At 44.6% G+C, this 15420-nt stretch carries 14 protein-coding genes and 1 pseudogene; 12 read left to right on the top strand and 3 right to left on the bottom strand.

Features of this window, described 5'->3' with window-relative positions:
• Nucleotides 1-773, bottom strand: a pseudogene (locus BACCELL_RS19000) (BamA/TamA family outer membrane protein); the annotation flags it as partial.
• A gap of 346 nt (nt 774-1119) precedes the next feature.
• Here BACCELL_RS19000 and BACCELL_RS19005 point away from each other — a divergent pair.
• The 11 genes from BACCELL_RS19005 to BACCELL_RS19055 all read left to right on the top strand — a co-directional run bounded on the left by BACCELL_RS19005 (nt 1120) and on the right by BACCELL_RS19055 (nt 13862).
• A complete protein-coding gene (locus BACCELL_RS19005; protein ID WP_007213635.1) occupies nt 1120-2520 on the top strand; it encodes a C1 family peptidase in 1401 nt (466 codons plus the stop codon).
• 149 nt (nt 2521-2669) lie between these two features.
• Nucleotides 2670-4025: a Na(+)-translocating NADH-quinone reductase subunit A gene (locus BACCELL_RS19010; RefSeq protein ID WP_007213636.1), complete on the top strand. Its 1356-nt coding sequence runs from the start codon at nt 2670-2672 to the stop codon at nt 4023-4025.
• 31 nt (nt 4026-4056) lie between these two features.
• Nucleotides 4057-5226, top strand: coding sequence for an NADH:ubiquinone reductase (Na(+)-transporting) subunit B (locus BACCELL_RS19015; protein ID WP_007213637.1), 1170 nt, complete (start codon nt 4057-4059; stop codon nt 5224-5226).
• A 13-nt stretch (nt 5227-5239) separates the two neighbouring features.
• Entirely contained in the window at nt 5240-5926 is a 687-nt protein-coding gene (locus BACCELL_RS19020) for a Na(+)-translocating NADH-quinone reductase subunit C (RefSeq protein WP_029328305.1), read from the top strand.
• A 5-nt stretch (nt 5927-5931) separates the two neighbouring features.
• Entirely contained in the window at nt 5932-6567 is a 636-nt protein-coding gene (locus tag BACCELL_RS19025; protein WP_007213639.1) for an NADH:ubiquinone reductase (Na(+)-transporting) subunit D, read from the top strand.
• Between the two features lie 97 nt (nt 6568-6664).
• Nucleotides 6665-7291: an NADH:ubiquinone reductase (Na(+)-transporting) subunit E gene (nqrE, locus tag BACCELL_RS19030; protein ID WP_007213640.1), complete on the top strand. Its 627-nt coding sequence runs from the start codon at nt 6665-6667 to the stop codon at nt 7289-7291.
• Between the two features lie 19 nt (nt 7292-7310).
• On the top strand, nt 7311-8585 hold the full coding sequence (nqrF, locus tag BACCELL_RS19035; RefSeq protein ID WP_007213641.1) for an NADH:ubiquinone reductase (Na(+)-transporting) subunit F: 1275 nt from the start codon (nt 7311-7313) through the stop codon (nt 8583-8585).
• Between the two features lie 155 nt (nt 8586-8740).
• Nucleotides 8741-10084, top strand: a complete 1344-nt coding sequence (locus tag BACCELL_RS19040) for a DEAD/DEAH box helicase (RefSeq protein WP_007213642.1) — start codon at nt 8741-8743, stop codon at nt 10082-10084.
• Between the two features lie 274 nt (nt 10085-10358).
• The gene (gene serC / locus BACCELL_RS19045; RefSeq protein ID WP_007213643.1) at nt 10359-11426 is read left to right on the top strand and encodes a 3-phosphoserine/phosphohydroxythreonine transaminase; all 1068 of its coding nucleotides are present in this window, start codon (nt 10359-10361) and stop codon (nt 11424-11426) included.
• Nucleotides 11427-11535: 109 nt separating this feature from the next.
• Nucleotides 11536-12459 (top strand): NAD(P)-dependent oxidoreductase, encoded by a 924-nt coding sequence (locus BACCELL_RS19050; protein WP_007213644.1) that lies wholly within the window; start codon nt 11536-11538, stop codon nt 12457-12459.
• Between the two features lie 155 nt (nt 12460-12614).
• Entirely contained in the window at nt 12615-13862 is a 1248-nt protein-coding gene (locus tag BACCELL_RS19055; RefSeq protein WP_007213645.1) for a DUF1015 domain-containing protein, read from the top strand.
• Nucleotides 13863-13922: 60 nt separating this feature from the next.
• Here the strand turns inward: BACCELL_RS19055 and BACCELL_RS19060 are convergent, their stop codons facing one another.
• Nucleotides 13923-14297, bottom strand: coding sequence for a hypothetical protein (locus tag BACCELL_RS19060; RefSeq protein WP_007213646.1), 375 nt, complete (start codon nt 14295-14297; stop codon nt 13923-13925).
• Nucleotides 14294-14842 carry an RNA polymerase sigma factor gene (locus BACCELL_RS19065; protein ID WP_007213647.1) on the bottom strand — a complete coding sequence of 183 codons (549 nt, stop codon included), beginning with the start codon at nt 14840-14842 and terminating at the stop codon, nt 14294-14296. The genes BACCELL_RS19060 and BACCELL_RS19065 overlap by 4 nt, the downstream gene beginning before the upstream one ends.
• A gap of 143 nt (nt 14843-14985) precedes the next feature.
• Between BACCELL_RS19065 and BACCELL_RS19070 the strand changes: the two genes are divergently transcribed.
• The gene (locus tag BACCELL_RS19070; RefSeq protein WP_007213648.1) at nt 14986-15384 is read left to right on the top strand and encodes a DUF6249 domain-containing protein; all 399 of its coding nucleotides are present in this window, start codon (nt 14986-14988) and stop codon (nt 15382-15384) included.
• The last annotated feature ends 36 nt before the right edge of the window (nt 15385-15420 follow it).

Consider the following 15420-nt stretch of genomic DNA (forward strand, 5'->3'; position numbering starts at 1 on the left):
CCAGACGATAGAAATTGTCATCAACTTCCAAGAAATTTAGTATACATCATTCCCCGGAAATCCAGGTACGTGCCGCGATAGGCATTGGCGGGAATGTCTCTGCTGTCATAGGTCAGCAGGAAGCCGACACCGGAATTGAAATTCTTGTATCCTTTGTCCGTTCCTCCGGCTGCTTTGTACGACGGTTCGTCCACCAGATATTTGGCTGGTTTCGTGATGTCGTCGTAATTTATATCTATCTGCGGTCCGGCGAATATGTTGCTGTTGCCCAGGCGGAACAGGAACCAGGGGTTGAACTGGATGCCGCTGTAGCGATACTGACTGGTAGTGTCGCTCCGGACATAATTCTTGTTCGTGCTGTAGCCCAAGCCATAGAAGTTATCTTCCGTATTCTTGTAGGCAAACTTTCCGAAGATGCGGAAACGGTCACCTTTAAAAAAGAGTTGGGGTTTAGAGAAAAGGTTGATACCGCCATTGAAGAGGAAAGCGATGGCTACGGGAACCACGGAGCGCAGTTGTGTGGTGTCACTTGGGTTCATGCGGAAGGTCATCAGGGCGCTTCCACCGAGTACGGCACCAAAGTCGGGGGTGTAACTCGGACCACCCAAAATGTTGTAGTGCAAATTTCGTTGCGCTACCTTCTGTTTTCGTAGTTCACGTTTAGTCAATGCCGGTGTAGTGTCACTGATGCTAACCAAATTTGTAGCTTCCTGAGCGGAAAGGCTTGTTACTGAAAGCAGTAACGTCATAATACCTATTATATATTTCTTCATATCGTGCGAATGAGGGTGCAAAGAAAACTAATTTATTTGGATAAGTTTTCAAATTGATAGACAATAAATCTAAAGATTTCACTAAAAGTTTCAAAAAAACGGCTATTTTTGCATGTAATCTGAAGCTTGGCTGTGAGAAATTCTAAATAAGTTTTTTCGACATATCGGATAATTAGACCAATATTCAGAACCCTTCCGTACCCGGTCCGTGTCTGGCCCGTACCTGGTCCGTACCTGGTCCGTACCAAGTCCAAAGTCTTGGATACGGAGCAAACACGGATTTGGTACGGTTCGGGTGACAGGAAGCAAGAGAAACAGACCAATTACTATAAAAACCATATAATTTATGAATAAACGAATTTTATCCGTTTTTGTTTTCAGCGCCGCATTACTTTCCATACAGGCGCAAGATAGGAAAGGCGGTATCAGCGATGCGATGCTGAACCAGATCAAACAGAGTTACGAGGGAACCAGTGCCGACAAAGCTCTGCGTAATGCCATTGGCAACAATGACATCCGCAAACTTGCCCTCAACCAGGAGAATCTGACCGGAATGGATACTCATTTCTCCGTAAAAGTAAATTCGAAAGGCATCACCGACCAGAAATCATCCGGTCGTTGCTGGCTTTTCACAGGACTGAATGTGATGCGTGCCAAAGCCATCGGTAAATACGGTTTCCAGTCTTTTGAATTCTCGGAAATTTATCCTTTTTTCTGGGACCAGCTGGAGAAGGCAAACCTCTTTTTGCAAGGCATCATTGATACCCGTGACAAACCCTTGAACGATAAAACCGTAGAATGGCTTTTCCAACATCCGCTAAGCGATGGAGGAACTTTTACGGGCGTTGCAGACATTGTAGGTAAATATGGTTTGGTTCCTAAAGAAGCCATGCCGGAAACGAACAGCAGCGACAATACGTCGCGTATGGCAAATCTGATTTCTTTGAAGTTAAAGGAATACGGTCTGCAACTGCGTGATCTGGCTTCTAACGGGGCAAAACCTGCGGCGCTGGATAAGGAAAAGACTGCGATGCTCGGTACCATTTATCGCATGCTGGTGCTGAATCTTGGCGTTCCTCCTACGGAATTTGACTATGTGCGTAAAGATGCCCAGGGCAATCCTGCCGAAACAGAACATCACACTCCGATGTCATTCCTCAAGAAGTATGGCGACGAGAATCTGTTGACCAATTATGTGATGGTTATGAACGATCCCTCGCGCGAGTACTACAAGTGCTATGAAATAGATTACGACCGTCATCGCTACGATGGGAAGAACTGGACGTACGTCAATCTGCCTGTGGAAGATATCAAAGAGATGGCTATCACTTCTCTGAAGGACAGCACCATGATGTATTTCTCTTGCGACGTAGGCAAGTTCCTGAATTCCGAGCGTGGCTTGCTCGATGTGAAAAACTATGATTATGAATCGCTCATGGGCACCACTTTCAATATGGATAAGAAACAACGCATCCAAACCTTCTCCAGCGGCTCGTCTCATGCCATGACCCTTATGGCTGTGGATCTGAATAAAGACGGAAAACCCGTGAAATGGATGGTTGAAAATAGTTGGGGACCTACCAGCGGTTATCAGGGACATCTGATCATGACCGATGAATGGTTCGACGAATATATGTTCCGTCTGGTGCTGGAGACTAAATACGTTCCTGCCAAAGTAATGGATATATTCAAGCAGAAACCCATTCGTTTGCCCGCTTGGGATCCGATGTTTGCAGAAGAATATTAAACACAATAACTCATCTTGTTGTCATCGTGTTCGTTAACGAAAGGAATTACGGAAATTTATCCGTAATTCCTTTCTTTTTTGCTCTTTATTCACGTTCTTTTTTGCTACTTTTGCGGCAAATTAATGAAACCATTATTTTATATAAACGCATGGCAAATGTAATTAAGTTACGTAAAGGCCTTGACATCAACCTGAAAGGTAAGGCTTCTCAGGAGTTTATGTCTGTGAAAGAACCGGGATTCTACGCATTGGTTCCTGAAGATTTTACGGGTATTACTCCGAAGGTAGTAGTCAAAGAACAGGAATATGTGATGGCCGGAGGACCCTTGTTTATCGACAAGAATCATCCTGAATTGAAATTTGTTTCGCCCGTTAGCGGCGTAGTGACAAGTGTGGAGCGCGGCGCACGTCGTAAAGTGCTGAACATTGTCGTTGAAGCTGCGGCTGAGCAAGACTATGAAGAATTCGGTAAGAAAAACGTGAGTTCCCTGAACGGCGAGTCAGTGAAAGCCGCATTGCTGGAAGCAGGTATGTTCGCGTTCATCCGTCAGCGTCCCTATGACGTGATTGCTGACCCCACGATGTATCCGAAAGCTATCTTTGTTTCGGCCTTCGACAGTAACCCGCTGGCACCCGATTTCGAATTCGTTCTGAAAGGCGAGGAAGCAAACTTCCAGACAGGATTGGATGCTCTTTCCAAGATGGCAAAGACGTATCTGAGTATTAGTGTAAAACAAAAGGCAACCGCGTTGACGCAAGCTAAGAATGTAACGATTAACGCATTTGACGGACCGAACCCGGCCGGCAATGTAGGCGTACAGATCAACCACATTTCTCCTATCGTGAAAGGCGAAACTGTGTGGACAATCAGTCCGGAAGCCGTTATATTCATCGGACGCCTGTTCAATACAGGACGTGTGGACATGACGCGCAAGGTGGCCGTTACAGGTTCCGAAGTGTTGAAACCTGCATACTGCAAACTGAAAGTAGGTGCTTTGCTGACAAACGTATTCAGTGGAAACGTGAGCTCGGGCAAGGGAGACTTGCGCTACATCAGCGGTAATGTGCTTACAGGCAAGAAGGTTTCTCCGAACGCTTTCCTCGGCGCATTCGACAGCCAGCTCACGGTGATCCCCGAAGGCGATGACATCCACGAAATGCTGGGTTGGATTATGCCGCGTTTCAATCAGTTCAGCGTGAACCGTTCTTACTTCAGCTGGTTGCTGGGCAACAACAAGGAATATGTGCTGGATGCCCGCATCAAGGGTGGTGAACGCCACATGATCATGTCCAATGAGTACGACCGTGTATTCCCGATGGATATCTTCCCCGAATATCTGGTGAAAGCTATCATTGCGGGTGACATCGACCGTATGGAGGCTTTGGGAATCTACGAAGTAGCTCCCGAGGATTTTGCCCTCTGCGAATTCGTTTGCTCTTCGAAGGTAGAAGTTCAACGTATCGTTCGTGCAGGACTCGACATGCTTCGCGCCGAAATGGCCTAATAATTAATACTTATATAATTAATACTTATAAATGAAAGCGTTAAGAAATTATCTCGACAAGATAAAGCCGAACTTTGAAGAGGGCGGCAAATTCCACGCATTCCAGTCTGTGTTCGACGGATTCGAAACATTCCTGTTCGTCCCCAGCACGACTTCGAAATCGGGAACGCACATTCACGACGCTATCGACAGCAAGCGCATTATGTCGATGGTGGTCATTGCGTTGGTACCGGCGTTGTTGTTCGGTATGTATAACGTAGGTTATCAGCATTTCACGAATACCGGTGCTACAGGTAGCTTCATTGAAATGTTTGCCTACGGTTTTCTGGCTGTATTGCCTAAAATCATCGTTTCTTATGTAGTAGGTTTGGGCATTGAGTTCGTTGTGGCTCAGTGGAAGAAAGAAGAAATCCAGGAAGGTTTCCTCGTTTCCGGTATCCTGATTCCTATGATTGTTCCGGTAGATTGTCCGCTGTGGATTCTGGCGGTGGCTACTGCATTCTCTGTAATTTTCGCTAAAGAAGTATTCGGTGGTACGGGTATGAACGTGTTCAACGTTGCCCTGGTCACTCGTGCATTCCTTTTCTTTGCATATCCTACGAAGATGTCCGGTGATGCCGTTTGGGTATCAGGCGACACAATCTTCGGTCTGGGACAAGCGGTTGACGGACTGACCGTAGCTACTCCGTTGGGTGCGGCTGCCACATCGGGGGCTGTTCCGCCATTCTCCTGGGATATGGTGACGGGCTTGATACCGGGTTCTATCGGTGAGACCAGTGTAATTGCTATCGCTCTGGGTGCTATCCTGTTGCTGGCAACGGGTATCGCAAGCTGGAAGGCGATGTTCTCCGTATTCGTGGGCGGTGCGTTCATGGCTTGGGTATTCAACGCTATCGGTCCTGACACTCCGATGGCTCAGATGCCTTGGTACGAACACCTCGTGCTGGGTGGTTTCTGCTTCGGTGCCGTATTTATGGCTACCGACCCTGTAACTTCGGCACGTACCGAGACGGGTAAGTATATCTTCGGTTTCCTGATCGGCGTCATGGCAATCGTGATCCGTGTGCTGAACCCCGGTTATCCCGAAGGTATGATGCTCGCCATCCTGCTGATGAACATCTTCGCTCCGCTGATTGACTACTGTGTAGTACAGGGCAATATCAGTCGTCGCGAGAAACGTGCAATTAAGTCTAACAATTAAAATACCGAAGAAAATGAATACTAATAGTAATAGTTATACTATCATTTATGCTTCGGTAATGGTTGTTATCGTTGCATTCTTGCTGGCATTCGTTAGTTCCTCACTGAGAAGCATTCAGGATAAAAACGTGGAACTGGATACGAAGAAGCAAATACTCGCTGCATTGAACATCAAGAATGTGGAAGATGCCGAGGCTGAATATAATAAGTATGTAAAAGGAGATATGCTGATGAACGTAGACGGTACTCTGACCGAGAACACCGGAGCATTTGCTACCGGCTACGAAAAAGAAGCTAAAGAACACCAGCGTCTGCACGTATTTGTTGCAGAAGTGAATGGAGAAACCAAATATGTATTCCCTGTTTACGGTGCTGGTCTTTGGGGTGCTATCTGGGGATATGTTGCACTGAACAGTGACAAGGATACCGTTTACGGTGTTTACTTCTCTCATGCCAGTGAAACTCCGGGTCTGGGTGCCGAAATCGCCGGACAACAATTCCAGGATGAATTCCTGGGCAAGAAGACGCTGGACAATGGTGAAGTTGCCCTGGGGGTTGTGAAGAACGGTAAGGTGGAAAAACCTGATTACCAGGTGGACGGTATCTCCGGTGGTACGATTACATCTGTAGGTGTAGACGTTATGTTGAAAACCTGTCTGAATAGTTACAAGAGTTTTTTAACCAATAATGATGAGGAATAAAGGATATGGGACAGTTATTTTCAAAGAAAAATAGAGAAGTATTCTCAACCCCGCTGGGTATGAACAACCCTGTTACCGTACAGGTGCTGGGTATCTGTTCTGCACTGGCTGTAACTGCCAAACTGGAACCTGCCATCGTAATGGGGCTTTCGGTAACAGTGATTACGGCTTTCTCTAATGTGGTTATCTCGTTGTTGCGTAAAACCATTCCCAACCGTATCCGTATCATCGTTCAGTTGGTTGTGGTAGCCGCTTTGGTAACCATCGTAAGTGAAGTACTGAAGGCGTTTGCTTATGACGTAAGTGTGCAGCTTTCTGTTTATGTAGGTCTGATTATCACAAACTGTATCCTGATGGGACGTCTGGAAGCGTTTGCCATGCAGAACGGTCCGTGGGAGTCTTGTCTCGACGGTATAGGTAACGGTTTGGGATATGCCAAGATTTTGATTATCGTAGCTTTCTTCCGCGAACTGTTAGGTTCCGGTACATTGCTCGGTTTCAATATTCTGAACCATGAATGGCTGACAAACCTGGGTTATGTGAACAACGGCTTGATGCTGATGCCGCCGATGGCTTTGATCATCTGTGCTTGTATCATCTGGTATCAACGTGCCCGTCACAAAGAATTGCAAGAAAAGTAAGTAGATTTATGATTTCAGATTTATGATTTATTTTCTGCTACTTACAGTGCTGATAAATCATAACCGATAAATCATAATTCATAAATCAATAAAGATTATGGAACATTTAATAAGTTTATTTGTCCGCTCCATATTCGTGGACAACATGATATTTGCGTTCTTCCTGGGTATGTGCTCTTACTTGGCTGTATCTAAGAACGTGAAAACCGCAGTAGGACTGGGTATCGCCGTAACTTTCGTGTTGGTGGTTACGCTTCCGGTCAACTACTTGTTGCAAACCAAGGTACTGGCTGCCAACGCTATCATTGAAGGCGTTGACCTCAGCTTCCTGAGTTTTATTCTTTTCATCGCGGTAATTGCCGGTATCGTGCAGTTGGTAGAGATGGTTGTGGAACGTTTCAGTCCCTCCCTCTATGCTTCACTGGGTATCTTCTTGCCGCTGATTGCCGTAAACTGTGCCATCATGGGTGCTTCGCTGTTCATGCAGCAACGTATCAATGTGGGCGAGAGCGATCCGAAATACATCGGTGACGTATGGGATGCCATCTCTTATGCACTCGGTTCCGGTATCGGCTGGTTGCTGGCCATTGTAGGTCTGGCGGCTATTCGTGAGAAAATGGCTTACTCTGACGTGCCCGACGCGCTGAAAGGCTTGGGTATCACGTTCATTACAGTAGGTCTGATGGCAATGGCATTCATGTGTTTCTCTGGTTTGAACATCTAATAAAGAAAGGAATAGAACAATGGATATGAATTTAATATTAGCGAGCATTGGAGTATTCCTGGTGGTTATTCTGCTGCTTGTTGTTATCCTGCTGGTTGCCAAGAACTTCCTGGTACCTTCAGGTAATGTAAAACTGACTATCAACGGCGATAATGTACTGGATGTAGCTTCCGGTTCCACGTTGCTGAATACGTTGTCTGTGAACGGTATATTCCTTTCTTCCGCTTGTGGTGGTAAGGGTTCTTGCGGACAGTGCAAATGCCAGGTACTGGATGGCGGTGGCGAGATTCTGCCGTCTGAAGTTCCTCATTTCAGCCGCAAACAGGTGCAAGATCATTGGCGTCTGGGTTGCCAGGTGAAAGTGAAGAGTGATATGGGCATCAAGATTGATGAGTCTGTACTGGGTGTAAAAGAGTGGGAGTGCGAGGTTATCTCCAACAAGAACGTGGCTACGTTCATCAAAGAGTTCATCGTTGCGTTGCCTAAAGGCGAACACATGGACTTTATCCCGGGATCTTATGCACAGATCAAGATACCTAAATACTCAATGGACTATAATAAGGACATTGACAAGAGCCTGATTGGTGACGAGTATCTGCCGGCATGGGAGAAATTCGGTTTGTTTACACTGAAGTGTGACAACAACGAAGAAACCATCCGTGCGTATTCTATGGCTAACTATCCGGCAGAGGGCGACCGTATCATGTTGACAGTACGTATCGCAACTCCTCCGTTCAAGCCGAAAGATCAGGGACAAGGCTTTATGGATGTACCTGCGGGTATCGCTTCTTCTTATATCTTCACACTGAAACCGGGTGATAAGGTAATCATGAGTGGTCCTTACGGAGACTTCCACCCGATATTCGATTCTAAGAAGGAAATGATGTGGATTGGCGGTGGTGCCGGTATGGCTCCGTTGCGTGCCCAGATCATGCACTTGACGAAGACATTGCATACTACAGACCGTAAGATGACTTACTTCTACGGTGCACGTGCGCTGAATGAAGTGTTCTATCTGGAAGACTTCCTGCAAATCGAGAAGGATTTCCCGAACTTTACGTTCCATCTGGCTTTGGACCGTCCGGATCCCGCAGCAGATGCAGCAGGCGTGAAGTATACTCCGGGCTTCGTTCATCAGGTGATTTACGAAACTTATCTGAAGAATCACGAAGCTCCCGAAGATATCGAATACTACATGTGTGGTCCTGGCCCGATGTCGAAAGCTGTCGAGAAGATGCTCGACGATCTCGGCGTTCCGGCTCAGAACTTGATGTTCGACAACTTCGGCGGATAAGGCATACGCTAAAATTGGTAAATGACTTCGATATTTTTGAAAACTCCTGCAAGGCTACGGCTGAGCAGGAGTTTTTTTATTAACTTTTTCATACATGCATGAAAGTTCTACGCCCAATTTGCATTATCTTTGGCTCGTCATAACAAAAGATTATTATGGAAATTCAAGATATACTGCGTAATCTGCAAATAGAGCAACTTACCCCGATGCAAGAGGCAACCCGGGAAGCTTACCGTGAAAATAAAGACTTGGTGCTGCTTTCACCCACAGGATCGGGTAAAACACTGGCTTTTCTGCTTCCGCTGGTGCAGACTCTGAAAACGGATGCGCAAGGCGTACAAGCCGTTGTTCTGGTGCCCTCACGAGAACTGGCATTGCAGATTGAAACGGTATTCAAATCCATGGGGACCCCGTTTAAAGCTATGAGTTGTTACGGCGGTCGTCCTGCAATGGAAGAGCACAGGACGATGAAGGGGATTCATCCTTCCGTCATTATCGGTACGCCGGGACGAATGAACGATCATCTGCGGAAAGAGAATTTCGATGCGGCTACCGTCACCACATTGGTGATAGATGAGTTCGATAAATGCCTTGAGTTCGGTTTCCACGATGAAATGGCGGAAGTGATCGGACAGTTACCGTCATTAAAGAAGCGTATTCTGCTTTCGGCTACGGATGCTGAAGAAATTCCCCAATTTGCCGGAGTAGGAGGCGAGGACCAACTTTCTGCTGACGGTTCTCGACTTGTCAAACTGAATTTCCTGGACCCTGATGCCCTTGCACCGCGTCTGAAACTTCATAAAGTTGTTTCTCCCGAAAAAGATAAGCTGGAAACTCTCTATAACCTGCTTTGTGTGCTTGGTTATCATTCTACCCTTGTATTCTGCAACTATCGTGAAAGTGTGGAACGAGTCACCGGATATCTGCAAGCAAAGAAATTCCCATGCGATATGTTCCATGGCGGTATGGAGCAACCCGACCGTGAACGGGCGCTCTATAAGTTTCGTAACGGCAGTTGTGCCGTATTGATCTCTACTGATCTTGCTGCCCGCGGACTGGATATCCCCGGTATAGAAAACGTAGTTCATTATCATCTTCCTGTCAATGAAGAAGCCTATACGCACCGTAACGGACGTACGGCTCGTTGGGAAGCTGACGGAAATTCCTATCTCATCCTGCACAATGAAGAACGGGTTCCTGAATACATTCCCGAAGATATTGAAGTCTTTGAGTTTCCGGAAGTACTGCCGAAGCCGGCCAAGTCCCGATGGGCTACCTTATATATAGGTAAAGGAAAGAAAGATAAGCTGAACAAAATCGATATTGTCGGCTTCTTATATAAGAAAGGTGGACTGGTGCGTGAAGATGTGGGACAAGTGGATGTGAAAGAACACTATGCTTTCGTAGCTGTGCGCCGTAGTAAGATGAAACAGTTGCTCACGTTGATACAAGGTGAGAAAATTAAAGGAGTAAAGACGATAATTGAGGAAGCTAAGTAAGCTTTCTTATAAATATTCACTTTTTTTGCGTCTAAACTTCTGAATGTAAAGCAATAAAATCGTATTACTATTAGATTCTTCTAAAAGTCCGTTCTTGATAAGTATGGATAACAAAATGGTGCATATATCCTGTATAAACCATAAAAAAGTAAGCTAAATGCGCTGTTAAAATAGAATTTCATTATGAAAGGTTTGTTTTAAAGAAATATTTCCGTAATTTCGCAAGGTCTAAAGACACTAATGAACGAAATTGTATAACCAAAACAAACTTCAAATGAAAAAGCATAATTTCAATGCAGGACCTTCTATTCTTCCTCGTGAGGTGATTGAGGATACGGCAAAAGCTATTCTTGATTTTAACGGCTCAGGCCTCTCACTGATGGAAATCAGCCACCGTGCTAAGGACTTCCAACCTGTTGTGGACGAAGCCGTAGCACTATTCAAAGAATTACTCAATATCCCTGAAGGGTATTCGGTACTGTTCTTGGGCGGTGGTGCCAGTTTGGAATTCTGCATGGTCCCCTTCAACTTCCTCGAAAAGAAAGCTGCTTACCTGAATACAGGTGTATGGGCTAAGAAAGCCATGAAAGAAGCCAAAGCTTTCGGTGAAGTAGTTGAAGTCGCTTCTTCCGCAGAGTCTACTTATACTTATATTCCTAAGGATTATACAGTGCCTGCTGATGCTGATTATTTCCACATCACGACCAATAACACTATTTATGGTACTGAACTTAAAGAAGACCTGGATGTAAACGTTCCGATGATTGCCGATATGTCTTCCGATATTTTCTCCCGTCCTATCGACGTGTCTAAATATATCTGTATCTATGGCGGTGCACAGAAGAATCTGGCTCCTTCAGGCGTAACCTTCGTTATCGTGAAGAATGACGCTTTGGGTAAGGTATCCCGCTATATTCCTACGATGCTGAACTATCAGACACATATTGACAGCGGTTCTATGTTCAACACTCCTCCGGTGGTTCCCATCTATGCTGCATTGCAGACTTTGCGTTGGATCAAGGCACAGGGTGGTGTGAAAGAAATGGAACGTCGTGCCATAGAAAAGGCAGATATGCTGTATGCTGAAATCGACCGCAACAAGATGTTCGTAGGTACAGCCGCACAGGAAGACCGTTCACGCATGAACATCTGCTTCGTGATGGCTCCCGAATACAAAGAACTGGAAGCTGACTTCATGAAGTTTGCTACAGAAAGAGGTATGGTAGGTATCAAGGGACACCGTTCAGTGGGTGGTTTCCGTGCATCTTGCTACAATGCTATGCCGAAGGAAAGCGTACAGGCTTTGATTGACTGCATGCAGGAATTTGAGAAACTTCATTAATAATATTTATTCACCACAGATTACGCAGATCCCACAGATTGTTTTATGATTAAAATCTGTGATAATCTGTGTAATCTGTGGTGAGTCTTTTTTTAATATCATAAGAATCATGAAAGTATTAATTGCAACCGACAAACCGTTCGCTAAAGTAGCTGTAGACGGTATTCGCAAAGAAATTGAAGCGGCAGGTTATGAACTTGCCTTGTTGGAGAAATATACAGAAAAAGCCCAGTTGCTGGACGCAGTGAAGGATGCCAATGCCATCATTATCCGTAGCGACATTATAGATGCCGCAGTATTGGACGCTGCAAAAGAACTGAAGATTGTAGTACGTGCAGGTGCAGGTTACGATAATGTAGACCTGGAAGCTGCTACTGCTCATGGTGTGTGCGTAATGAACACTCCGGGACAGAACTCTAATGCCGTAGCCGAACTTGCTTTCGGTATGATGGTGATGGCTGTCCGCAATATGTATAACGGTACTTCCGGTACGGAATTGAAGGGTAAGAAACTGGGTATTCACGCTTATGGTAATGTAGGTCGCAACGTGGCTCGCATAGCCAAGGGTTTCGGTATGGAAATCTTTGCTTTCGATGCTTTCTGTCCGAAAGAAGTGATTGAGAAAGACGGTGTGAAGGCTGTTGACTCTGCTGATGAGCTTTATTCTGCTTGTGACGTAGTTTCATTGCACATCCCGGCTACTGCTGAAACGAAGAATTCTATCAACTATGCTTTGGTAAATAAAATGCCGAAGGGTGGTGTATTGGTAAATACTGCACGTAAGGAAGTTATCAACGAAGCGGAACTGATTCAGCTGATGGAAGAACGCGGTGATCTGAAATACATGACTGATATCATGCCCGCAGCTCACGAAACATTTGCTGCCAAGTTCGTAGGCCGTTATTTCTCTACACCGAAGAAGATGGGGGCACAGACTGCTGAAGCTAACATCAATGCCGGTATTGCCGCTGCACAACAGATTGTTGGTTTCCTGAAAGACGGTTGCGAGAAATTCCGTGTTAATAAGAAATAATCAGATTTATGATTTATAATTTATGATTTATGAAGGAAAAACTGACGTATGATAAGGCGTTGAAGTATGCTGTTCGCGTAGTATTTTCACTACCAAGCAAAAGTCTTCATAGTTCATGAGTTATAAATCATAAATCATAAATCATAAATCTAGCCATGGCAATAATTAAACCTTTTAAAGGTATCCGTCCACCGCAGGATCTGGTGGAGCAAGTAGCTTCCCGTCCGTATGATGTGCTGAACTCAGCAGAAGCGCGTGAAGAGGCAAAAGGAAACGAAAAATCGTTGTATCATATCATTAAACCCGAAATAGACTTTCCCGTAGGTACCGACGAACATGATGAATGTGTTTATCAGAAAGCTGCCGAAAACTTCCAGATGTTTCAGGACAAAGGATGGCTGGTGCAGGATGATAAAGAAAACTACTACGTCTATGCGCAGACCATGAATGGGAAAACGCAATACGGTTTAGTAGTAGGTGCCTATGTACCTGATTATATGAACGGTGTCATCAAGAAACATGAGCTGACCCGTCGCGATAAGGAAGAGGACCGTATGAAGCATGTTCGTGTGAATAATGCCAATATCGAACCGGTATTCTTTGCATATCCTGACAATGCTACTCTGGATGCTATTATCGCTCATTATACAGCCGAAAAGCCGGTATATGATTTTATTGCTCCCGGTGATGGCTTTGGTCATACTTTCTGGATTATTGATAAGCAGGAAGACATTGATGCCATTACGAAGGAATTTGCTAAGATGCCTGCTCTTTATATTGCCGACGGACACCATCGTAGTGCCGCTGCCGCTTTGGTAGGAGCGGAGAAAGCCAAGCAAAATGTAAACCATACCGGTAATGAAGAATATAATTACTTCATGGCCGTTTGTTTCCCTGCTAACCAACTGACCATTATTGATTACAACCGTGTTGTAAAAGACTTGAATGGCTTGACGCCTGAACAATTCCTGACTGCTGTCAGCAAGAATTTTACGGTAGAAGAAAAAGGCACTGAAATCTATAAACCTGCCAGTTTGCATAATTTCTCCCTTTATCTGGATGGCAAGTGGTACAGTCTGACCGCTAAACCGGGTACTTACAATGATAATGATCCGATTGGTGTACTGGATGTTACTATCTCTTCCAACCTTATTCTGGATGAAGTTCTCGGCATCAAAGATCTGCGTTCGGATAAACGTATTGATTTTGTTGGAGGTATCCGTGGTCTGGGTGAGTTGAAGAAGCGTGTGGATAGTGGTGAAATGAAAGTGGCTTTGGCACTTTATCCTGTCAGCATGAAGCAATTGATGGATATTGCAGATACGGGCAATATTATGCCGCCTAAGACAACGTGGTTTGAACCGAAACTACGTTCGGGGTTGGTGATTCATAAGCTGGATTAAAATATGGAATAAAAAAAGTGAAGCGAGGATGTTCCTGCAAAGGATATCCTCGCTTTTTCTTTAAGGGTGATGCTTATTAAAATATCGTTTCCTCATCCAGCGGTCAAAGATAAGGAACAGAGGCATTGCGATAAGTATCAGTAAATAGAATGAGGGAATTTGAATCTTTTCCGTTTCCAGTATTTCGGGGCGGGTGAAGGCTTCCCTGATTGTATTACCGAAATAAATCACTAATCCGGCAATGCAGCATCCTATTAAAAATATGGAAGCGGCTATCGTAGCAAACAGCGTTCTTCGTTCCGATTTCTTTTCGCGTAAGCGTATGGTTTCTTCCACCTTCCTCATGGTATGGTAGGCGAAATTGGAAGGTAGACGAAATCCGTTTTCCTCTTTTATGGCTTTTTTCAGCCCTTTGTCTTTTTGTTCTTCGTTCATACTTCCTCTTGTTTTATGAGTACATATATCTTTTTGCGTACGCGATGCAATTTTACTTTTGCATTGCTTTCCGTCAGGCCCAGAATCAGGGCAGTTTCATTCAATGACTTTTCTTCGTAGTAGAACAAGGTAATCAAGGCACGCTCGTCTGAGTTAAGTTTTTCTATGGCTCTGTTTAATCTGATAATCATTTCCTCACTTTCATCATTAAGCGTTTCATCTACTTGTTGGTCGGAAATGTTGGCGAGCAATGTATCATCCATGGCAAAGGTATCGAATTTCTTCTTACGGGTTGCCGAAATCGCCGTATTATAAGCAATGGAATAAATCCATGTTGAGAACGAACTTTCGGCTTTGAAAGAGGAGAGGTGCTGGAACGCTTTTAGAAAAACGTCTTGCGTCAACTCCTCGGCATCTTCCTGGTTACAGATAATGCGGGCAATCAGAGAAAAGACCTGTTGACCGTGTTGATTCAGGAAGTATTCGTATAGAGCAGTTTCCCCTCTCAGTATGCGTTGGATAATATGTGTTTCGTTATTCTCCATTCTGCCTTTTAGACGCAACTCTTTGTAGGAGGTTACATTGTTTCTGAGAAATATTTTTTTTCGATGAAATGTGTAACCTTACACAAGACACTGCGTCTAAAGTGTACAAAGGAACAAAAATACTAATTTAAAACGAAACGAATATGATGAATTTTATTATGGTGCCTGCGATAATGGCAATCATTACTGTAGGGATTTACAAACTGTTTGAACTGTTTGTATGTAAGAAAGAGCGGTTGATGCTTATTGAGAAAATGGGAGATAAATATGAACCGGATGTGGCATCTATACCGAGATTTCACAGTAATTATTCTTTTTCGGCGTTGAAGATAGGATGTCTTCTGCTGGGTATGGGGTTAGGTCTGTTGATAGGTTTTATTATCTGTACTTCATCGGTTCCCGGATATTTGGATAAGAATATGGATGATTGGCGTGTGTATAGAGAAACAGTTTCCTTGGTTTATGGAGCATGTGTACTTGTATTTGGTGGTATAGGGCTTGTTGCCGCTTTTATTACGGAGCTGAAATTGAGTAAGAAATAATACTCTATTCTGAAGAATTAAAAAAAAAGAGTTGGC

Origin of the sequence: Bacteroides cellulosilyticus DSM 14838 (assembly GCF_000158035.1) — a bacterium.
GTDB classification, from domain to species: Bacteria; Bacteroidota; Bacteroidia; order Bacteroidales; family Bacteroidaceae; genus Bacteroides; species Bacteroides cellulosilyticus.